The following is a 19,562-nucleotide window of genomic DNA, read 5'->3' as shown; positions in this document are numbered from 1 at the left end:
GGTGAGGTGCTGGGGGAGGTGGCCGACGAGATCGGGGGGGTCGCCGTGGTGGCGGACGTGACGGACCACGAGGCGTTGGCGGCGGCGGTGGAGCGTGCGGTCGAGGAGCTCGGGGGGCTGGATGCGTTGGTGAACGCGGCGGGGTTGATCCGGCCCGGGGGGATTGAGGAGACCGATCCGGACGACGCGCGGCTGATGTTCGAGGTGAACGTGCTGGGGCTGGTCGATGCCACGCACCTCGCGCTGCCGCACCTGCGGGCGTCCGGGGCCGGTGACGTCGTGAACATCTCGTCGATGTCGGGGCGCCGGGTGCCGTCGGCGCGACACGGGCTCTACTGCGGGACGAAGTACGCGGTGCACGCGATCTCGGAGGGCCTGCGACTGGAGCTCGCCGACCAGCCCGTGCGAGTCACCGTCGTGTCGCCGGGGTGGGTGGACACCGCCCTCGGCGACGACATCGAGGGACCGCACGGCGACGACTTCCGTGCGTCGATCGCGACCCACGGCATGTCACCCACCGTCGTGGCCGACCTGGTCGTCCACGCCCTGGGCCTGCCCCGCGAGGTCGAGCTGGTCGAGGTCGCGCTGTTGCCGACCGACGAGCAGGACACCTGATCGCGACGACGCAGACGTGACGAGGGCCCCGCCGGTTCGGCGGGGCCCTCGCATGTGCTCACGACGTGGTCACTCGTCGTTCGGAGGGCCCTCGTCGTGGGGGTCCGACACGCCCGGGCCACGCTCGGGCAGCGCCTCGGCGGTGTCGGTCGAGTAGTCCTCGAGCGACCCGTCGGCGGCGGCCACGAGCAGGGCCTTTCCTGCCACGGTCACGGTCTTGGTGATGTTGCCGTTGGACTGGGTGCCGATGCCGCCCCGCATCTCCCACAGGACCGATGCGGCGCCCAGCAGCCCGTAGGCGTTGCGGGCGATGCCCGGCGTGGTCGTGCCCGGGTAGCGGGTGATGTTGGCGTAGCCCTTGTCCTGGACCGCGTCGACCAGGACCGAGACGGCCTGCTTCGAGCGGTCGATCGCGTCGTCGAACTCCGGCCGGATGCCCCGGGCGTCGGCCTCGCCGGTGGCGTTGGGCCACATGGTCGACCCGGTGATCATCCTGCCGTCGTCGTCGACGTAGGTGCCCTGGTGGTGCCAGTCGACCACGACGTCCGGCTGGGTCTGGTCGTACAGCAGCCGCATCGCGATCGACTCCGGCACCGGGTTGAGGTCGTCGTCACCGGCGAGGTAGGGGTGGTCGTAGGGGTTCGCCGTCGACGAGTGGTAGCGGTTGATGTCGAACCCGACCGCACGGAGGTAGAACGGGTCGCACGGGCTGACCGTGCAGTAGGTCGGGTCGTAGTTCTGGCGCCACGGCGGCGAGCCGATCCGCGTGGTCACGTCACCGTCGAAGCCGTCGACGTTGACCCGCGGCACCAGGGTGACGGTCAGTGCGTCACGGATCATGCGGGCCTCGGCCGAGTTCCCGCTGATGTCGCGGGCGAGCTCGACGATGCCCTCGCTGACCACGTACTCGTTGCCGTGCTGCTGGGCGATGTAGGTGACCCCGGTCGGGCCGTCGCCGATGGTCACCACCGGGATGTCGCGTCCGAGGTTGGACTGCAGTGGCGCCGGCTCCAGGGTGAACGCGCCGCTGGCGCGCTGCTCGATCCGTTCGAGGGTGTCCCACAGCTGTTCGTAGCTGCGGAGGGCGGCCAGGTTCGGGTCGTTCTCGCCGGGCCACGGTCCGTTGGGCGTGGTCGACGGGTCGGCCACGGCCGGCACGGCGGCGACGGCCACGAGGGCTGCCGCCGCGAGGAATGCGCGGGGGGATCGCATGGTTCTCCAGTTGTCGGGGGGAGTCATCGAGCCTAGTCGCCGTGACCCGCACGGGACGGGGGCTCGGGGCATCCAGACCCCGTAGAGTCGACGCCGACAACCACGGATCCCGACGAACACGGAGCACCCGTCAGCCGGACACACCTCGTCGAACCGGGTGAGCAGGCCCCCGACTTCGCCCTGCCGCGCCACGGTGACGGCACCATCGTGCGCTGGACCGGCCAGGTCGGCGGTCGCCCCTGCGTGGTCGTGCTCGCGGGGGGCGACCCCGCGAAGGCCGTCGCCGTGCACGACCGGCTCGGCCCGGGCGTCGACCGCCACCTCGTCGTCGACGCCCCCGCCGACGCCCCGGACGCCGCGGACCACCTCGACCTCCCGGACGAGGCGTTCCTCGACCAGTCCCGCCAGGTCCAGCAGGCCTGGGGGGTGACGACCGCGACCGGGCCCACCGTGGCCGTCGTGGACCGGGCCGTGCGGGTGGCCTCCGTCCACGCGATCGACGACGTCGACGAGGTGGCCGCGACCGTCTCCGACGACCTTGCCGACCTGCAGGACCGCCATCGCGACGTCCCGCCCCCGGTGCTGTTCGTCCCGGCGGCCATCAGTGCCGGCATGGCCGACCGGGTCCGCCGGGCCTGGGCCGATGCCGACCCGCGGCCCACCGGGGTCGAGACGACCGCCGACGGCCGACGGGTCGAGGCGCTCGACCACCTCCGCAAGCGACGCCGTGACCACGTCGTGGAGGAACCCGAGCTGCTGCGGGCCCTGACGCGGGACGTCGGACGGCGCGTGGTGCCCGAGGTGCGCAAGGCGTTCGGCTTCTCGACCACGGCTTTCGAGGGCTTCAAGGTGGGGGCCTACGACGCCGACGACGAGGGCTTCTTCGACGCCCACCGCGACAACCTCAGCCCGGCCACGGCCCACCGTCGCTTCGCGCTGAGCCTCAACCTCGACGACGACTACGACGGCGGTGAGCTGGTCTTTCCCGAGTACGCCGACCGTCCGCTGCGCCCGGCCGCCCGCGAGGCCCTGGTGTTCTCCGGGTCGCTGCTGCACGCCGTGCGCCCGGTGACCCGCGGACGCCGACTCGTGCTGCTGTCGTTCCTGTTCGACGCCGGCAGCCGTGGCTGATCGACCACCGGTGCCGGCGATCGCCTCGCGCTCCTAGGCGCGGTGGTCCGGCAGGCGCACCTCGACGTGCCCGCCCGGGCCCGGACGCGCCGTGATCGTGCCACCCATCGCCTCGACCAGGCCGCGTGCGATCGCCAGGCCCAGCCCGGCACCCGAGCCGTCGCGGCGCCGGGCCTCGTCGGCGCGGACGAACGAGTCGAAGACCCGGTCGACCAGGTCCGGTGGAAACCCCGGACCGTCGTCGGTCACGGTCACCACCACCTCGTCGCCCACCGGACCGGCCGCCACGTCCACCCGTGACTCGGCATGGCGGACCGCGTTGTCGAGCAGGTTGCGCAGCACGCGTCCGAACTCGCGCACCCCGACCCGGGCGATGACGGGTCCCCCGGCCGCGAAGCCCACCGTGACGTCGCGCCGATCGGCGACCGGGCGGACGACCTCGACCGCCTCGTCGCACGACTCGGCGACGTCCACGTCCTCCGCGTCGATGGACAGCCCGCCCGACTCGATGACGGCCAGCAGGAACAGGTCGTCGACCATCCAGGTCAGCGTGGCGACGTCGTGCTCCATCGCCGCGAGGTAGCGGGTCGGCTCGTCCACCAGGCCGTCCTGCAACGCCTCGATCGCCGCGCGCAGGGACGTCAGCGGGGTGCGCAGGTCGTGTCCCACGCTGGCCAGGAACTCACGCCGGGCCGCCTCCATGGCATCGCGACGACGTTCGGCCTCGTCGAGCTGCACGACCATGTCGTCCAGGGTCCGTGCCAGCATCCCGACCTCGTCGGACCGGGCCACCCCGGTGCGGACGTCGCGACGGCCGGTCGCGACCTGCTCGGCGGTGGTGCGCACCGCCTGCAGGTCGCGCTCGAGTGGCTGGGCGACCGCGACCGCCAGCACCGTGCCCAGCACGACGCCCAGCCCCAGGGCGACCAGGACCAGTTCCAGGGCCTTCTGCGGGATCAGCATCGAGGCGGCCGACGCCCAGATGGCGACCGCCGCGACGGCCACGGCCCCCACGGCGGTCAGGACGACCCCGGCCTGCAACGAGCGCAGCCGGGTCGTCCACCGGCGCAGCGCCACGGCGACGATCGCGACCACCACGGCCAACCCCACGAACACCACCGCCAGCGTGATCCGATCACGCCGGGTGGGTTCCATCAGGGACTCGGCGGCCACGAGCGCCAACACCACGGCCACCGCCAGGCCCAGCCCGATCGCCAGCGTCGGGTGGTGGCGTCGCCCGCGATCGGTCGGGGTCGTGGTCACGGGTCGAACCGGTAGCCGACACCCCACTGCGTGACCAGGTGCACCGGCGAGGAGGGTTCGTCCTCCACCTTCGCGCGCAGACGTCGGATGTGGACCGTGACCGTGGACGGGTCCTGCCAGTCCGGCGAGGACTCCCACACGGCGCGCAGCAGGTCGGTGCGCGAGAAGACCTCGCCGGGGTGGGTGGCGAAGTGGTGGAGGAGGTCGAACTCGCGTCGCGTCAGGTCGATCGGGGTGCCGTCGCGGTGGACGGTTCGCGCGGTCGGGTCGATCACCAGGCCGGCGACCTCGACCGTCTCGCTGGTGATGGGCGTGCGGCGCAGCACCGTTCGGACCCGCGCGACCAGCTCGCGGGGCGAGAACGGCTTGGTCACGTAGTCGTCGGCCCCCAGCTCGAGGCCCCCGACGCGCTCGGCCTCGCCACCCCTGGCGGTCAGCATGATCACCGGGACCGAGGACCCGACCCGGAGTTCCTTGAGGACCTCCCAGCCGTTGCGCCCCGGCAGCATCACGTCCAGCACGACCAGGTCGACCGGTTCGGCCCGCAGGCCCCGCAGCGCCGTGTCACCGTCGTCGTACTCGACCACGGTGAACCCGGCATCGCGGAGGTAGCGGCCCGTGACGTCACGCACCATCGCCTCGTCGTCGACGACGGCGACGGTCGCGGTGCGGGGCGGAGTGGCGTCCATGGCGTCAGCCTACGGCCGCCCCGGTCGCGGCCCGAAGCCCACGACCGTGCTGTCACGGAATGGTCATGCCTGTCCGGACGCGGCCCCGCCGGGTGGGCCGTCCGGACGTGGCGCCGCCAGGTCCCGCAGCGGGTGGACGGGGGGACCCAGCCGGTGCTTGGCGACCCGTTGCGAGGGCGTGTGCGGGAGCTCGTCGCGCAGCTCCCACCAGCGCGGGACCTTGAAGGGGGCCAACCGGGCCCGCAGGTGGGCGTGCAGCACCGTGGGATCGGGGTCGCTGCCGGGCACGGGCACGACCACCACGCGCAGCTCCTCGCCCAGGTCCGGGTCCGGTTGCGCGACGACGGCGCACTCCAGCACCTCCGGGTGGGTGACCAGGGCCGCCTCGACCTCCGCCGCGGCGACGTTCTCCCCGCCACGACGCACCATGTCCTTGCGTCGCCCCGAGAGTCGGAACCGCCCGCGCTGGTCACGCACGGCGAGGTCGCCCGTGTGTGCCCACCCACCGGCGAAGAAGGCCGCGGTGGCGTCCGGGTCGTCCAGGTAGCCGTCCATGAACCCGGGACCCCGCAGGACCAGCTCGCCCTCCGTGCCGTCGGCCACCGGGCGGCCGGCATCGTCGACGACCATGGCGTCGCAGTGGTCCACGGGGGTTCCCAGGCTCCCGCTGCCGACCAGCTCGTCGTGGTCGGCGCGCTCCACGGCGATGTTCAGCCCGGTCTCGGTCATCCCGTAGAGCTCGAACCACGGCACGCCCCAGCGGTCCTCCAGCGCGGCGTGCTGGGCCGCCGGGATGGCCGAGCAGTGGACCGCCTCCAGCCGGTGCGCGTGGTCGTGGTCCGCGGGTGGCTGCTTGAGCAGCAGGACCGGCATCGCGGCCAGGCAGTAGAAGGTCGTGACGTCGAAGCGGGCCACGTCGGCCATGAACGTCGACGGGTGGAAGCCGTCCAGGACCACCAGCTCCGCGCCCGACCGCAGGGTGGCCACCAGGTTCCACTGCGGGTCGATGTAGGAGAAGGGTTGGGCCGTCAGCACGACGCTGTCGGGAGCCAGCGCCATCCGCTCGGCCATGCCGTGCCCCATGCGCTGCCAGAACCGGTGCGACAGCACGCATCCCTTGGGCAGGCCCGTCGTGCCGGACGTGTACTGGACGTTCGCCGGCCGGTCGACCGGGCCGGACACGGCCGGGACCGGGGGTGCCGCGCCGGGCCAGTCGTCGGTGACCAGTTCGGCATCGATCGCGCCATCGGTCGCCGCCGCCAGGACCGGGGCCGTGTCGTCGTCGACCAGCGCCAGCCGGGCCCCACCGTGGACCAGCAGGTGGCGGGCGTCGTCGGGGCCGGAGCGGGCGTTGACGGGGATCGCGGTCATGCCACCGGTCACCACGCCCAGCCATGCCACCGGCCACGCCAGGCCGTTGCCCAGGGCGATCGCGACCCGGTCACCGGGCCCGAGCCCGCACGCGGCCAGCCGACCTCGCGCCCGTGCGACCCGGTCCGCCAGCAGCGCGAACGTCAGGGTGGTCCCGTCGCCGTCACGCAGCGCCACGGCGTCGCCGTCGTGCGCCGCCCGGCGGTCCAGCGTGTCGCCGAGCGTCTCGCCGGGGTCGTACGGGTCGCGACGGCGGTCGGCCACGGACGTCACGCGTGGTCGCGCCGGAACCGCTCGGCCCCGGTGGTCGCGATGCCCGCGTCGTGGACCGCGGCCGCGGCGGCCACCTCGCGGGCCATCGCCGCCTCCACCGCATCACGGTCCGGTCGCAGCAGGTCGACGTGCCACCGGGTGGCCCGTCCGGGTCCCACCCACGAGGCCACGCGGTCCAGGGCCGTCGCGAGCGGGTCGTCCACCAGTTGGTCGACCAGCCCGATGCGCAGGGCCTCGTCGGCGGGGATCCGTGCCCCGTCCAGCAGCAGTCCGAGTGCCCGTCCGCCGACGGCGCGTGGCAGCAGCAGCGTCGAGGCGTTCGACACGGTGAGCCCGAGACCGTTCTCGGGGAACAGCCAGAACGCGTCCGGGTGCCCGATGCGCAGGTCACAGGCCAGGGTCAGCTCCGCGGCGCCCCCGACCGCCAGGCCGTTGACCGCGGCGACGACCGGCCCCTCGATGTCGAGGACCGCTCGGGTCAGGTCCTGGAAGCCCTCGATGAGCGCCAGGAACCCGGCCCGGTCGAGGTCGGCGGTGGCGACCAGGTCGTCGCCGGCCGAGAACGCCCGGCCCGTCCCGGTCAGGACCACGCCCGATGCGGCGCGACCGGCGGCCCGCAGCGCCTCGGCGAGGTCGCCCAGCATCGCCGGGGCGAGGGCGTTGAGGGCCTCGGGACGGTCGATCCTGACCACCGCGACGTCGTCGTGCAACGCCGACACCACGTGCTCGCCGGCCGGTGTCCACTGCAGGTCGTCCATGGGGGCGACGCTACGGAGGCGGTCCGACGTCGTCAACGCCCGGGGCGCGTCCCCGTCGCCGCGTCGTGGCAGCGGGCCGCCGCGGCGGTTCGCACGGTTGACACTGGTGGGGAAGATCGCGCATGGGTGGGCCGTTGACACTGCCGCACGACACCCCCGCACCAGTGACGTCCATCGCCGACCCTGACGAGTCCACCATGTCCATCGCCCCCGTGGTCGATCGCCGCGAACCCCTCACCAACGACGAGATCGCGCGCTACTCGCGTCACCTGATCATCCCCGACGTCGCGATCGAGGGCCAGGAGCGTCTCAAGGCCGCCAAGGTCCTGTTGGTCGGGACGGGTGGCCTGGGATCGCCGCTGGCGCTGTACCTCGCCGCCGCCGGCGTCGGCACGATCGGGCTGGTGGACAACGACGTCGTCGACGCCTCCAACCTGCAGCGCCAGGTCATCCACGGCACGTCCGACATCGGCAAGGACAAGCTGGACTCGGCCGAGGAGTCGATCAACGACGTCAACCCGCACGTCACGGTCGTCAAGCACCCGACCTTCCTCGACTCGTCCAACGCCATGGAGATCATCGAGCCCTACGACCTCGTCATCGACGGGACCGACAACTTCCCGACCCGCTACCTGGTCAACGACGCCTGCGTCCTGCTCGGCAAGCCGAACGTGTACGGGTCGATCTTCCGGTTCGAGGGCCAGCTCAGCGTGTTCTACGCCCAGGAAGGCCCCTGCTACCGCTGCATGTTCCCCGAGCCGCCGCCCCCCGGCATGGTCCCCAACTGCGCCGAGGGCGGTGTGCTGGGCATCATGGCCGGCCACATCGGCACCGCGCAGGGCATCGAGGGCATCAAGTTGATGGTGGGCATCGGCGACCCGATGATCGGACGCCTGGGGCTGTACGACGCGCTCGACCAGCGCTGGACCTACGTCAAGGTCAACAAGGACCCGAACTGCCCGGTGTGCGGCGACGAGCCGACCGTCACCGAGCTGATCGACTACGAGGAGTTCTGCGGCATGCCGGCCCACGACCGCGACGAGGTCGCGGCACCGGAGGAACTGGAGATCCTGCCCCGCGAGTACGCCGAGATCGCCAGCAAGCCCGACGTCGTGCTGCTGGACGTGCGCGAACCCCACGAGTACGAGATCAACCGGATCCCGGGCTCGGTGCTGATCCCCAAGGACACCGTCCCGGGCAAGCTCGACGCCCTGGACCCGACCAAGGACTACGTGGTGCAGTGCAAGTCGGGTGCGCGCTCCATGGAGGTCACCCAGCTGATGCGTGGTGCCGGCTTCAAGGCCCGCAACCTCCACGGCGGCATCAACGCCTACGCCCGCCAGGTCGACGACTCCATCCCCACCTACTGAGGGGTCGGGTGGCGGACTGCGCCGGTCCGACCAGACGAGTGGCCGGGGTCGGGCGGGGGTGGTCGTCCTAGCGTGGACGGACGAGCTCGTGCGACCGGCGCGGGTGATGCCACCGCGTGGGAGACCGACGATGTCGGAACCGACAGCCTCCAGTGACCAGGACGTCCCGCCGTTCGTGGCGCCCGCGTGGGTCGCGAGCCGGCGGGACCGGGTGCGGCTGGTGGACTGCCGGTGGTCGCTGGACGGCAGCCAGGGCCGCGAGCAGTACCTCGACGCCCACGTGACCGGCGCGGTCCACGCCGACCTGGACCGGGACCTCGCCAGCACGCCGTCCGCCCAGGGCGGACGACACCCCCTGCCGACACCGGCGCACTTCGCCGCGGCCATGCGCCGGCTCGGGATCGACGACGACACGGTCGTGGTCGCCCACGACACGGCCGGGGGAGTGGTGGCCGCCCGACTGGTGTGGATGCTGCGCATCCTCGGCCATCCGGCGGCGGTGCTCGACGGACCCGCCGACCAGCTCGGGTGGGGCACGACCAGCGGGCCCGAGGACGTCGCGCCCGGGACCTTCACGACGACGCCGTGGCCGCTGGAGGACCTGGCGGACATCGACGAGGTCGCTGCCGCCGCCGACGGACTGGCACCGGACCGCGTCGTCGTCGACGCACGTGACCCCCGTCGCCACCGGGGGGAGTTCGAGCCGGTGGACCCCCGTGCCGGGCGGATCCCCGGGAGCCGCAACGTCCCGGTGTCGAGCCTGGGCGACGACGGCCGCCTGCCGCCACCGGACGACTTGCGGGCCCGCTTCGACGCGGTCGGCCTGGCCGGACCCGGCCGGGACGTCGTGTGGTCCTGCGGCTCGGGCGTGACGGCCTGCCACGGGGCCCTCGCCATGGAACAGGCCGGCCTGCCCCGCCCACGCGTGTTCGTGGGCTCGTACTCGGCGTGGTCGTCGGATCCCGCCCGCCCGGTCGAGCGGGGCTGACCACCGTCCCCAGCAGGCGAGTCGGGACCCGGTGGGGTCGCGGGTCGCTTGTAGCCTGCAGCCATGCTCATCCTCCACCACGACTACCCGTCCGCCGCCTCGTTGCGGGCCGTCCTGCTGCTCCAGGCCCTGGCCGACGAGGGGCTGCCCGTGGCGTTCCACGGGGTCGACGTCCTCGGGCTGGGGGCGACCGTCCCGGCCACGCTCGACGATCTCGCCGACTGGCAGCAGCACCACGAGCCACTGGCGGCGCTGGGCTGGGAGGTGCCGCGGCCCCGGCGCCATCCGCCGACGGTCGCCGCCCACCTCGTCGAGGCCCTGGCCACCCAGCAGGACCTGGGGGCCGCCTGGAGACTGGCCTGCCATCGAGCCCTGTGGCTGGACGACCGCGACCTGTCGGACCCGGTCGTGCTGGGCGACCTCGGGACCTCGATCGGCCTGGATCCCGGGGACGTGGCCGGGCTGGTCGCGGACGGTCGCGCCACCCGTACTGCGCGTCGGGAGATGGTGGCGCGTCGGGGCGAGGGGGTGGGTGGCGTGCCCGTCCTCGAGCTCGACGGCACGCTGGTCTCGCCGTTCATGGATCCCGACGACCTGCGTCGGCTGGCGACCCTGTGACCGAGCCCGTCGCCGGTGTCGCGCCCGCGGGTGGCGATGCCCCCCGATCCGAACCGGCGACCACCGCGGCCCACCGGGCCGTGGTCGACGACCTGCTGGGCTGGGGTGCGCCCCGTCCCCGGGTCGCCGACGACTTCGCGGACCGGCTCCGGGCCCGGCTGGAGGAGGGTCTCGCGACTGTCGCCGGTGGACTGGACGACCGGCTCTGGCTGTCGAAGTCCGCCCTGCAGGCACTGGCCTGTGACGGGCGCTGGCTGGACCGTCGTGACGGCACGTTCACGCCGTCGGTGGCGCTGGTGGCCGGACGGATCACCCACCGCGCCGCCGAGCTCGACGCCGCGACGGGTCGGTCCCGCGACGTCGACGAGCTGCTCGACCGGGCCGTCCGCGAGATCGCGTCGGACCCGACCTCGTCCGAGGCGGACCTGCTCAACGGGCTCGACGCGCTCGAGGCGGCGGACCTGCGGGCGACCTGTCGCGACCGGCTGGTCGAGTGGCGGCTGCTGTGGCCCGACCTCGACCGGGTGGAGGTCAGCTTCGAACACGGGCTGCGTGCCCAGTTCGCCGACGGGCGCGTGGTCCTGTCCGGACGACCGGACCTGGTGGTGCGGTCGCCGCGGCCACGACCCGGCCGGGCCACCGACCTGGTCGTCGACCTGAAGAGCGGCCAGCGCAACGAGGTCCGGGACCGGGCGGACCTGCGGCTGTACGGGGTGCTGTGGACCCTCAAGTACCGCCGGCCACCGTTCCGGTGGGCGTCGTTCTACCTCGCCGAGGGTCGCTGGGACGCCGAGGACTTCAGCGAGCCCCTGCTGCTCGGTGCCGCCGACCGGGTGGTGGACGCGGCCCGTCGGGCCGCCCGACTCACCAGCCCGGTGCCCGAGGACGAACTCCAGCTCGTTCCCGGGGCCCACTGTCGCTTCTGTGGCAGGCGTGAGACCTGTCCGGTCGGTCCAGCCACCTGGTGAGCGAGGGCAAGGACCTGGTCCCCGTCCGATCGGACGGGGCCGGCGCCGGCCGGGAGCCCGGAGGTGGGCGTCGCCGCCGGTACGGTTCCGCACCGGATCGTCGCCGTCGGGTCCGCGACGTGGATGATCCGCCCCTCCCGTCCTCCGGAGTTCGTCGTGTCCACTGTCGTGCGCCCCGTGGTCGCCGGGCTGCTCGCGATCCTGCTGGCGGGCGCGGTCACCACCACGTCGCTGGCCCAGGACGCCGACGACCTGCAGCAGGCCCGCGCCAGGATCGACCGGATCCAGGCGGACCTGGCCACGGCCAACGCGGCGTCCGATGACGCGAGCGCGGACCTGGAGCGCGCTCGCACCGCCCTCGCGCGCATCGAGGAGATCGTCAACGCCGTCGCCCAGCGGGTCGCCGACCAGCACGACGAGGTCGCGGCGGCACGCGACGACCTCGACCGGCTCGCCGACGAGGAGGAGGCGACCCGTCGCGCGATCCGGCTCAAGGCGGTCGGGCTCTACAAGCGCGCCGGCGGTGGCGAGTTCACCACCCTGGTCGACGCCCGCGACATCCAGTCGGCCATGGACCGCTCCGCGTTCCTGCGACTGGTCGACCGACATGATCGGGCGCACCTGGAGGACCTCGACGCGGCCATCGGACGCCGTGCTGCCGCCGCGGAGGTCCTCGCCGCCGAACAGGTGTCACTGGACGACCTGTTGGCCGAGCAGGAGGCGGTCATGCGGGACGCCCGCGAGGCCCGCGAGTCACGTGCCCTGGCCGCCGCAGCCGCCCGGGACGAGGTGTCCGAGCTGGAGCACGAGCACGACGACCTCACCGATCTCGCCGACGAGATCGAGCGGGCCATCGCCGAGCGAGAAGCCGCGGAGCGGGCGGCGGCCGAGCGCGCCGCGGCCGAGCGGGCTGCCGCGGAGCGGGCAGCTGCGGAGGAGGCCGCCGCGGCATCGTCCACGTCCTCCGCCTCCACGACGTCGTCCGACGACGACACGGACGACGACGCGTCGGACGACACCGGTGACGCGGGCGTCACCGACGACTCCGCCGACGACCCCCCGCCGCCCACGTCGGGGGGCGGGTACGCGTGGCCGCTGTGCGGCACGGTGACGTCGGAGTACAAGTGGCGCTGGGGCCGCCAGCACGAGGGGATCGACATCGACGACGACCGGACCGACCGCATCACGGCGGCCCAGTCCGGCACCGTGATCTCCGCTGGCTGGAACTCGGGGGGCTACGGCAACCTCGTGCTCATCCAGCACGGCGACGGGGTCGTGACCGCCTACGCACACCAGCGATCCATCGTCGTCTCCACGGGCCAGTCCGTCAGCCGCGGACAGCACATCGGCTACGTGGGGAGCACCGGTCGCTCGACCGGGCCGCACCTGCACTTCGAGACCCGGGTGGGTGGCAGCGAGGCCGTGAACCCCCGGCAGTTCCTCTCCGGTGGCGGCTGCTGAGGTCGTCGCGTCCCTGGCCACCACCATCGGTGATCGATCGGGGCTGTTCGCGGGGCCATCCACGACGTAGGATCGCCACGGGCCTGTGCGTGGGGGTGGAGGCAGGCCCGGCCGCACGTCGATGGGTTGCCTGTCGTGGATCCTCGAGACACCGAGCACGACCGCTGGGAATCGCTGGCGGTCGACCACGTGCTGGGCGGCCTCGACCAGGCCAGTGCCTCGGCCTTCCGCCGCCACCTCGTGGGCTGCCCCCAGTGCAAGGCCCAGGTCGCCGAGTTGCGTGACCTCGCCGGGAGCCTCGAGGACGCCGCCCGGGACGAGCGGGCCGTGCTGGCGCTGCGGACAAGGGCCCGGCGCGAGGTCGACGAGGACGACGAGGGCCCCGAGCCGCCCCCACGATCCACGCCACGCAGGATCGTGATCGCGCTGCTGGTGATCGGTGTGGCCGTCCTGGGACTGGCCGCCCACAACGTCCACCTTCGGGTCCAGCAGACCTCCCTGGAGGACGTCGCCGACCGCCAGCAGGCAGTGCTCCAGGGCCTCGGGTCCGGCCTGGTGATGGACACGGTTTTTCCCGAGGGCGCATCGGGCGTCGTCGTCGCCGATGGCGATCGGGTGGCGTGGTCGATCACCGACCTGCCGGTGCCGGCCACCGACCAACGGGTCGTCGTGTGGCTCGCCGAGCCCGAGACGACCCGGCGGGTCGCGGTCCACACCGCCGGTTCGATGCCCGACGGCGCGATCAACGGGGTCGAGACCGAGCGTGGCGCCGAGACGCTGCTGGTGACCCGGGAGACCATCGACGGCTCCCGACTGGCCAACCAGCCGTCCGACGACGTGCTGGCCGAGGCCGACCTGGGCCTGGTGCGCCGGCTCGACGAGCGCGACGACGAGGTCGGTGCGTCCGACCCGTCCTGAGGCTCGCGCCGAGCCGGACCGACGGCCCTGCCGGGTGGTGACCCGTGGTTGGCGGCCGTGCCGGGGCACCGGTATCGTCGACCCCCGCTCCGGGCGCGTAGCTCAGTGGGAGAGCGCTGCCTTCACACGGCAGAGGCCGCAGGTTCGAAACCTGCCGCGCCCACCGACCGGCCGGTCACTCCTCGAGGGGTGACCGGCCGTTCGCGTTCCCGTCGTCGCCCACGTCGGCGGGTGTGGGGCGGTGGCGGGGATGGCCCGGCGTGATGCGGTCGGCCTTCATCTCGGCCTCGTGGACGTGGCGCACCCCGTCGGCCAGCTCGTCGCGCACGGCGGCCTCGAGGTCGCGGGCGACCGACCAGTAGGTGTCGTCGTACTCCTCGACCAGCTGGAAGGTCCACCGGCCCTCGACCACGTTGCGGCCGACGAGCTCGCGTTCGAGACGATCCGCCTGGGCGTCGTGGCCCGCCTCGCGCAGGGCGTCGACGGCCTCGCCCACGAGGAGGTCGGCGTGGCCGCTCATCTGGTGGAAGTCGTAGAGCCGACCACGCGCACGCTCGACCCACTCGAGCGCCTCGGACAGGCGACCGAGGGCGGTCACGGTGTCGTCGTCGAGCCCGTCGGGGCGGCGGTCCAGGGTCATGGCCCAGATGGTACGTGCGCCCCCCCGTCGACCCGCCACCCCCGTCGGCCACCACGTCCGCCGCGCGGGGCCCACGTCACTGGCGGCCCGAGTGGTCGTGGACCCGGGGCCGGGATCCGGGGTTGCAGACCGGGCGAGCCCTTTGGCATGCTGGTGGCATGGACATCCTGTCGGCGGTCCACCGCCTCGTCCCGAGCACGTCCACGCGAACGCCTCGCGTCGGACGGCCTTCGTAACCCCTCTCGCCGTTCGACGAGGCACCTCCCGGCCGCGGTCGCGGCCGACCCCCGGCACCGCCCCGGACCGCTCGTGCCCGCACCCGTGCGGTCGAGCCTCGCCCGGCCGGGCCATAGGATCACCACCTGACAGGAGCAGTCATGTCCACCACCTCCGCATCCCCGCTGCTGGTGCGGTCCGGCGACGCCGCGACCGAGCTGGCCCCCGACACCACCGCGCTGCAGGCGCTCAAGGCACTCGAGGCCATCCGTGGCCAGGTCGTCGCTGCGCGTGTCAACGGCGCCCAGTGGGACCTCGACCGGTCCCTGGACGACGCACCCGACCATCCCGACGGTGACGACGCCGTCGAGGTCGTGGCGATCTACGGCGACACCGACGAGGGCCGCGCGATCCTGCGGCACTCGACCGCCCACCTGATGGCCCAGGCCGTGACCGACCTGTTCGACGACGTGAAGTGGGCGATCGGGCCGCCGATCGAGAACGGCTTCTACTACGACTTCGACGTCGCCGAGCCGTTCACCGCCACCGACCTCGAGCGCATCGAGGACCGCATGCGCGAGCTCGCGAAGGAGCGTCAGGCCTACGTCCGCGAGGAGGTCGCGCGCGACGACGCCCGCACCGAGTTCGCCGACCAGCCCTACAAGCTCGAGATCATCGACGCCGTCGCCGCCGGCGAGATCGTCAGCCCCACCGACGTGGGCGATCTCGAGGGTGACGACGCCGTCGCCGATCCCACCTTCACCGTCTACCGCAACGTCCGCCAGGACGGCGACGTGGCGTGGTCGGACCTGTGCCGTGGTCCACACGTGCCGTCGACCGAGCGCATCCCGGCCTTCCGGCTGCTGCGGTCCGCCGGCGCCTACTGGCGTGGCCGCGAGGACCGTCCGATGCTCCAGCGCATCTACGGCACCGCGTGGGAGTCCAACAAGGCCATGCAGGCCCACCTCGAACAGCTCGAGGAGGCCGCCAAGCGCGACCACCGCAAGCTCGGTCGCGAGCTGGAGCTGACCCACTTCCCCGACGAGCTCGGCCCCGGCCTGTCCCTGTTCCTGCCACGCGGCGCGATCGTGCGCCAGCAGATGGAGGACTGGATCCGCGCGGAGGTGCTCGCCAGGGGCTACCAGCCGGTCTACAGCCCCCACATCGCCAAGGAGGACCTCTGGCGGATCTCGGGACACCTGCAGAACTACGCCGAGCTGATGTACCCGGCGATGGAGATCGACGAGGCCGCTCGCTATCGCCTCAAGCCCATGAACTGCCCGTTCCACATCCTTGCCTACCAGTCGCGCATCCGGTCCTACCGCGAGCTGCCGGTCCGGCTGTCCGAGCTCGGCACCGTCTACCGCTACGAGAAGTCCGGGGTGGTCAACGGGCAGCTGCGCGCCCGCGGGTTCACCCAGGACGACAGCCACATCTTCTGCACCGACGACCAGCTGGTCGACGAGGTCACCGGGTGCACCCAGTTCGCGCTCGACCTGTACCGGGTGTTCGGGTTCGGCGCGCCCAGCCGGATCGCGATCTCGACCCGTCCCGAGAAGTCCTTCGGCGAGGCACAGGACTGGGACGCGGCCCAGCAGGCCCTGATCGACGCGGTCGAGCGACTCGGGCTGGACTACGAGCTGGACGAGGGCGAGGGAGCGTTCTACGGCCCCAAGATCGACATCCACCTGCGTGACGCGATCGGCCGGGAGTGGCAGACCACCACCGTGCAGGTCGACTTCAACCTCCCCGAGCGCTTCGACGTCACCTACGTCGGCGAGGACGGGGAGGACCACCGGCCCTACATGGTCCACCGTGCCCTGTTCGGCTCGATCGAGCGGTTCTTCGCCGTGATGGTCGAGTCGTTCAACGGTGCCTTCCCGACCTGGCTGGCGCCGGTCCAGGCCACCGTGGTCCCGGTCGCCGCCGACTTCGACGACTACGCCGGCGAGGTCGCCGACGCGTTGCGCGCCGAGGGCGCCCGGGTCGAGGTCGACGCGTCCGACGACACCCTGGGCAACAAGGTCCGCAAGGCGGTCACCGCGAAGGTGCCCCACGTCCTGGTGGTCGGTGGCAACGAGCGCGACGCCCGGACCGTGTCGGACCGCCCCTACCACGGGTCCCAGCGCAAGGACGTCCCGCTCGACGAGTTCGTGGCCGACCTGGTACGCGAGATCGACGACAAGGTCGTGCCCGACCTCGATGCCTCATGAGGAGGCCGGCGTGAGCAGCGATCCCGCCGGCCGCGCGCGCGAACCGGACAGCGCCGCCGACCAGCCCGGCGTCGGGGTCGACGACCTGCAGCGGCTGTGGGCGCCGTGGCGGTTCGGCTACGTCGGTGCGGTCGAGCCGGCCGTGGACGGGTGCCCGTTCTGTGTCCTGCCCGCGCGTGACCCGGCCGACGACCGCGACACGCTGATCCTGCACCGGGGGAGCGGGGCCTACGTGATCTGCAATGCCTACCCCTACAACCCGGGCCACCTCATGGTCGTGCCCTACGCCCACGAGTCGTTCCTGTCGTCGGTGGACGAGGACGCGGCGGTCGAGATGTGGGCGCTGGCACGCCGGTGTGCCCGGGTCCTGCACGACCGGCTGGGGGCCGAGGGCGTCAACCTCGGCATGAACCTGGGTGCGGCGGGGGGTGCGGGGATCGCCGAGCACGTCCACCTCCACGCCGTCCCGCGGTGGGGTGGCGACACGAACTTCATCTCCACGGTCGGCGCCGCACGGGTCCTGCCGCGGGCGTTGTCGGAGGTCTACGACGAGCTGGCCGACGTCGCCTGGGTCTGACCGCGGCTCACCCGGGACAGGGTGCGGCCAGGAGGTGCCCCCCGGGCGTGGCGAAGTCGGTGAACCGGCAGCCGTAGTCGGGCGCGGCGACCGCGGCCGGGTCGCGCACGTCGTCACCCTCCGGTCGCACCCCGTCCTCCACCCAGGTGACCAGGTCGTCGAAGGCGGTGGTCAGCTCGGTCGCGGTGAACCCGCAGTGGTTGACGCCCCGGATGGCCCGCTGGACCAGCAGTTCGGACTTGCCCGCGTCGGCGACCTCGTGCGCGTAGACCACCTCGTTGTGGAACGGCACGAACAGGTCGCCCAGGTTGTGCAGCGACAGCACGGGGACGTCGATGTCGCCCGTGACCAGCGGGGAGGCGAGGTTGGGCGACATCGCGTTGCGCAGGTCGGGGTCGCCCGAGACGCGGACGATCGCGTCGTCGAGGGTCGCCTCGGCGTCGCTGATCGCCGGGTCCAGGTCCAGCTGGTAGGCGACGTCGGTGTTGTCCACCGCGATGCCGTCCTGGGGGCTGGCGCCGACGCCGAACAGGAAGTCGCCCGGGGCGGACCCGCCGAAGGACGGGAAACTGTTCCAGAAGGACCACGCCTGGTCGAAGTTGGGACGGTCCCCGCCGGAGCGCAGTTCGACGGCCTGCTTGAAGGCCTCGCCGTCGGCGTCCAGCGCGACCGGCCAGCCGCCGGGCACGGCTTCGAGCTCGGCCTGGATCTCGGGCACGGTGGTGGTGAGGTAGTCCGGGCCCGGCGGGTACGTCGACGTCCCCAGGGCGAGCTGCTGGGCGAGGACGTTGTAGTCGAGGAAGTAGTCGAACAGTGCGTTGTCGGCCAGCACACCGCAGATCGGCATCGCGCCGTCGTAGCGGGACGGGTACTGCTCGATCGAGCGGGCGGTGACGTGGCCACCCATGGACGCGCCGGTGACGTAGGTCGTGTCCGGCCGGCCGACCTCGTGGCGGAAGACCCGGGTCAGCCGCTCGGTGTCACGCACCCCGGCGCCCACCGCGTAGCCGTTGGCGCTGAAGCTGGACGCCGCCCAGGCGAAGCCGTTGGCCAGCAGGTACGGCCGCAGCGGGTGGTTGTCGACCGTGAGCTCGAGCCCGTCGCCGCGGAAGCCGTGCGCCCACATCACCAGCGAGCCGTTCCAGTCCGTCGGGACCTCCATGCGGTAGCCGGCCCCCTGCTCGATGCCCCAGTACTGCTCGGCCTCCAGTCCCGGGATCCCGTCGAAGGGCAGCTTCGACGCGTCGACGAACCACGCCGGCTCGTCCGGCGGGGCGGCCGTGGCCACCGTGGGCACCAGCAGGGCGAGCAGTGCGAGCAGGGCGATGGACACGCGGGACATGGAGCGGCTCCGGTCGGGTGGCAGCGCGGGGTCGGCGCGCAGGACGGTAGTGGGCGAAAGTGCCCGAATCCGGTCCTTTGGGGGTCGGATCCGGCCCCGGAGCAGGTCGGACGCGGGTGTGGCGACGTCCACGGGGCCATGGGGAGGTTCGGGTAACGTGCGCGGAAACCCCCGGTCACGACTTCCAGAGGGCGGCAGTGGCGCTGCGCGCGACGTTCGGCACCGGCATCACCCGGGTGACCACTCCCATCGGCCACGGGTTGGCCCGGCTCGGCCTGACCCCCAACGTGCTGACCACGATGGGGTTGATCCTGACGGCGGTCGGGGCCGGGTTCGTCGTGGCGGGCTCCCCGGTGGCCGGTGGCTGGATCCTGGTGGCCGGCGGGCTGATGGACACCTTCGACGGCGCGGTTGCCCGGGCGACCGGTCGCTCGACGCCCTTCGGCGGGTTCTACGACTCGGTCGTGGACCGGCTGTCCGACGGCATCATCCTCGCCGCCATTGCCTGGTGGCTGCGCGACATGCCACGGCTGTTCGCCCTGACGGTCACCGCCCTGGTCGCGGCACAGGTGATCTCCTACGTCCGGGCGCGGGCCGAGTCCATCGACCTCGAGTGCTCCATCGGGATCATGGAGCGTGCCGAGCGCGCGATCCTGGTGATGGTCGCCCTGATCTTCAACCGGTGGCTGCTCGAACCCGTGTTGTGGGTGCTCGCGGTCGGCGGCGTGGTGACGATCGTCCAGCGGGTCCACCACGTGTGGTGCCAGGTGGCGCGTGACCTGCCCGAGGAGCTGGTCGCGCTGGCGGCCGGGGACCGTGCCTGGAACCGGGCCTTCCTGGTGGCGGCCCGCCGCTTCTACGGGAGCAAGAACTTCGACGCCGCCTACGACGACGTCGTGACCGACGCCGACAGGCGCGTGTCGGGCACCCCGTGAGCGG

At 72.8% G+C, this 19,562-nt stretch carries 18 protein-coding genes and 1 tRNA gene; 12 read left to right on the top strand and 7 right to left on the bottom strand.

Annotated elements, in window-relative coordinates; all coding sequences use genetic code 11:
- Positions 1–615, top strand: a 615-nt coding sequence (locus KR546_RS16070) for an SDR family oxidoreductase (RefSeq protein WP_238445736.1), incomplete at its 5' end; no start/stop codon positions are given.
- Positions 616–684: 69 nt separating this feature from the next.
- Here KR546_RS16070 and KR546_RS16065 read toward each other — a convergent pair.
- Complete coding sequence (locus tag KR546_RS16065; RefSeq protein ID WP_238445735.1) at positions 685–1,827, bottom strand: M14 family zinc carboxypeptidase; 1,143 nt, start codon at positions 1,825–1,827, stop codon at positions 685–687.
- Positions 1,828–2,034: 207 nt separating this feature from the next.
- On the opposite strand from KR546_RS16065, the gene KR546_RS19810 reads away from it, so the two are divergent.
- The gene (locus tag KR546_RS19810; RefSeq protein ID WP_238445734.1) at positions 2,035–2,958 is read left to right on the top strand and encodes a 2OG-Fe(II) oxygenase; all 924 of its coding nucleotides are present in this window, start codon (positions 2,035–2,037) and stop codon (positions 2,956–2,958) included.
- 33 nt (positions 2,959–2,991) lie between these two features.
- On the opposite strand, the gene KR546_RS16055 is transcribed toward KR546_RS19810, so the two are convergent.
- The 4 genes from KR546_RS16055 to KR546_RS16040 all read right to left on the bottom strand — a co-directional run bounded on the left by KR546_RS16055 (position 2,992) and on the right by KR546_RS16040 (position 7,312).
- Complete coding sequence (locus KR546_RS16055; protein ID WP_238445733.1) at positions 2,992–4,221, bottom strand: sensor histidine kinase; 1,230 nt, start codon at positions 4,219–4,221, stop codon at positions 2,992–2,994.
- The gene (locus tag KR546_RS16050) at positions 4,218–4,910 is read right to left on the bottom strand and encodes a response regulator transcription factor (RefSeq protein ID WP_238445732.1); all 693 of its coding nucleotides are present in this window, start codon (positions 4,908–4,910) and stop codon (positions 4,218–4,220) included. Before KR546_RS16050 ends, KR546_RS16055 begins: the two co-directional genes overlap by 4 nt.
- A gap of 63 nt (positions 4,911–4,973) precedes the next feature.
- A complete protein-coding gene (locus KR546_RS16045; protein ID WP_238445731.1) occupies positions 4,974–6,554 on the bottom strand; it encodes an AMP-binding protein in 1,581 nt (526 codons plus the stop codon).
- Positions 6,551–7,312, bottom strand: coding sequence for an enoyl-CoA hydratase/isomerase family protein (locus KR546_RS16040; RefSeq protein WP_238445730.1), 762 nt, complete (start codon positions 7,310–7,312; stop codon positions 6,551–6,553). Before KR546_RS16040 ends, KR546_RS16045 begins: the two co-directional genes overlap by 4 nt.
- A 197-nt stretch (positions 7,313–7,509) precedes the next feature.
- Here KR546_RS16040 and moeB point away from each other — a divergent pair, with 197 nt between their 5' ends.
- The 7 genes from moeB to KR546_RS16005 all read left to right on the top strand — a co-directional run bounded on the left by moeB (position 7,510) and on the right by KR546_RS16005 (position 13,798).
- Positions 7,510–8,682, top strand: a complete 1,173-nt coding sequence (moeB, locus tag KR546_RS16035) for a molybdopterin-synthase adenylyltransferase MoeB (RefSeq protein ID WP_238445729.1) — start codon at positions 7,510–7,512, stop codon at positions 8,680–8,682.
- Between the two features lie 130 nt (positions 8,683–8,812).
- On the top strand, positions 8,813–9,670 hold the full coding sequence (locus KR546_RS16030) for a sulfurtransferase (RefSeq protein ID WP_238445728.1): 858 nt from the start codon (positions 8,813–8,815) through the stop codon (positions 9,668–9,670).
- A gap of 63 nt (positions 9,671–9,733) precedes the next feature.
- Positions 9,734–10,288, top strand: a complete 555-nt coding sequence (locus KR546_RS16025; RefSeq protein WP_238445727.1) for a DsbA family oxidoreductase — start codon at positions 9,734–9,736, stop codon at positions 10,286–10,288.
- Positions 10,285–11,256, top strand: coding sequence for a PD-(D/E)XK nuclease family protein (locus tag KR546_RS16020; RefSeq protein ID WP_238445726.1), 972 nt, complete (start codon positions 10,285–10,287; stop codon positions 11,254–11,256). Before KR546_RS16025 ends, KR546_RS16020 begins: the two co-directional genes overlap by 4 nt.
- Before the next feature lie 156 nt (positions 11,257–11,412).
- Complete coding sequence (locus KR546_RS19805; RefSeq protein WP_338019175.1) at positions 11,413–12,717, top strand: murein hydrolase activator EnvC family protein; 1,305 nt, start codon at positions 11,413–11,415, stop codon at positions 12,715–12,717.
- A gap of 135 nt (positions 12,718–12,852) precedes the next feature.
- Positions 12,853–13,635: an anti-sigma factor gene (locus KR546_RS16010; RefSeq protein ID WP_238445725.1), complete on the top strand. Its 783-nt coding sequence runs from the start codon at positions 12,853–12,855 to the stop codon at positions 13,633–13,635.
- A 91-nt stretch (positions 13,636–13,726) separates the two neighbouring features.
- Positions 13,727–13,798: transfer RNA gene (locus tag KR546_RS16005), tRNA-Val, on the top strand.
- 12 nt (positions 13,799–13,810) lie between these two features.
- On the opposite strand, the gene KR546_RS16000 is transcribed toward KR546_RS16005, so the two are convergent.
- Complete coding sequence (locus KR546_RS16000; RefSeq protein ID WP_238445724.1) at positions 13,811–14,275, bottom strand: hypothetical protein; 465 nt, start codon at positions 14,273–14,275, stop codon at positions 13,811–13,813.
- A 377-nt stretch (positions 14,276–14,652) separates the two neighbouring features.
- On the opposite strand from KR546_RS16000, the gene thrS reads away from it, so the two are divergent.
- Positions 14,653–16,704 carry a threonine--tRNA ligase gene (thrS, locus tag KR546_RS15995; protein ID WP_238445723.1) on the top strand — a complete coding sequence of 684 codons (2,052 nt, stop codon included), beginning with the start codon at positions 14,653–14,655 and terminating at the stop codon, positions 16,702–16,704.
- A gap of 10 nt (positions 16,705–16,714) precedes the next feature.
- Positions 16,715–17,281, top strand: a complete 567-nt coding sequence (locus tag KR546_RS15990) for an HIT family protein (protein WP_238445722.1) — start codon at positions 16,715–16,717, stop codon at positions 17,279–17,281.
- 7 nt (positions 17,282–17,288) lie between these two features.
- Here the strand turns inward: KR546_RS15990 and KR546_RS15985 are convergent, their stop codons facing one another.
- On the bottom strand, positions 17,289–18,623 hold the full coding sequence (locus KR546_RS15985) for a hypothetical protein (RefSeq protein ID WP_238445721.1): 1,335 nt from the start codon (positions 18,621–18,623) through the stop codon (positions 17,289–17,291).
- 197 nt (positions 18,624–18,820) lie between these two features.
- Here KR546_RS15985 and KR546_RS15980 point away from each other — a divergent pair, with 197 nt between their 5' ends.
- Entirely contained in the window at positions 18,821–19,558 is a 738-nt protein-coding gene (locus KR546_RS15980; protein WP_238445720.1) for a CDP-alcohol phosphatidyltransferase family protein, read from the top strand.
- Positions 19,559–19,562: the final 4 nt, after the last annotated feature.

It is taken from the genome of Salsipaludibacter albus (assembly GCF_019798055.1).
Lineage (GTDB): Bacteria > Actinomycetota > Nitriliruptoria > Nitriliruptorales > Nitriliruptoraceae > Salsipaludibacter > Salsipaludibacter albus.
Note: the sequence above shows the minus strand (reverse complement) of the source record. Positions and strands in the feature narration are given on the sequence as shown.

Bases quoted from the DNA above. Each gene is read 5' to 3' on its own strand.
- KR546_RS16025 (WP_238445727.1), top strand. From the start codon at position 9,734: ATGCTCATCCTCCACCACGACTACCCGTCCGCCGCCTCGTTGCGGGCC.
- KR546_RS16030 (WP_238445728.1), top strand. From the start codon at position 8,813: ATGTCGGAACCGACAGCCTCCAGTGACCAGGACGTCCCGCCGTTCGTG.
- KR546_RS15985 (WP_238445721.1), bottom strand. From the start codon at position 18,623: ATGTCCCGCGTGTCCATCGCCCTGCTCGCACTGCTCGCCCTGCTGGTG.
- KR546_RS16065 (WP_238445735.1), bottom strand. From the start codon at position 1,827: ATGCGATCCCCCCGCGCATTCCTCGCGGCGGCAGCCCTCGTGGCCGTC.
- KR546_RS16000 (WP_238445724.1), bottom strand. From the start codon at position 14,275: ATGACCCTGGACCGCCGCCCCGACGGGCTCGACGACGACACCGTGACC.
- KR546_RS16040 (WP_238445730.1), bottom strand. From the start codon at position 7,312: ATGGACGACCTGCAGTGGACACCGGCCGGCGAGCACGTGGTGTCGGCG.
- thrS (WP_238445723.1), top strand. From the start codon at position 14,653: ATGTCCACCACCTCCGCATCCCCGCTGCTGGTGCGGTCCGGCGACGCC.
- moeB (WP_238445729.1), top strand. From the start codon at position 7,510: ATGTCCATCGCCCCCGTGGTCGATCGCCGCGAACCCCTCACCAACGAC.
- KR546_RS16050 (WP_238445732.1), bottom strand. From the start codon at position 4,910: ATGGACGCCACTCCGCCCCGCACCGCGACCGTCGCCGTCGTCGACGAC.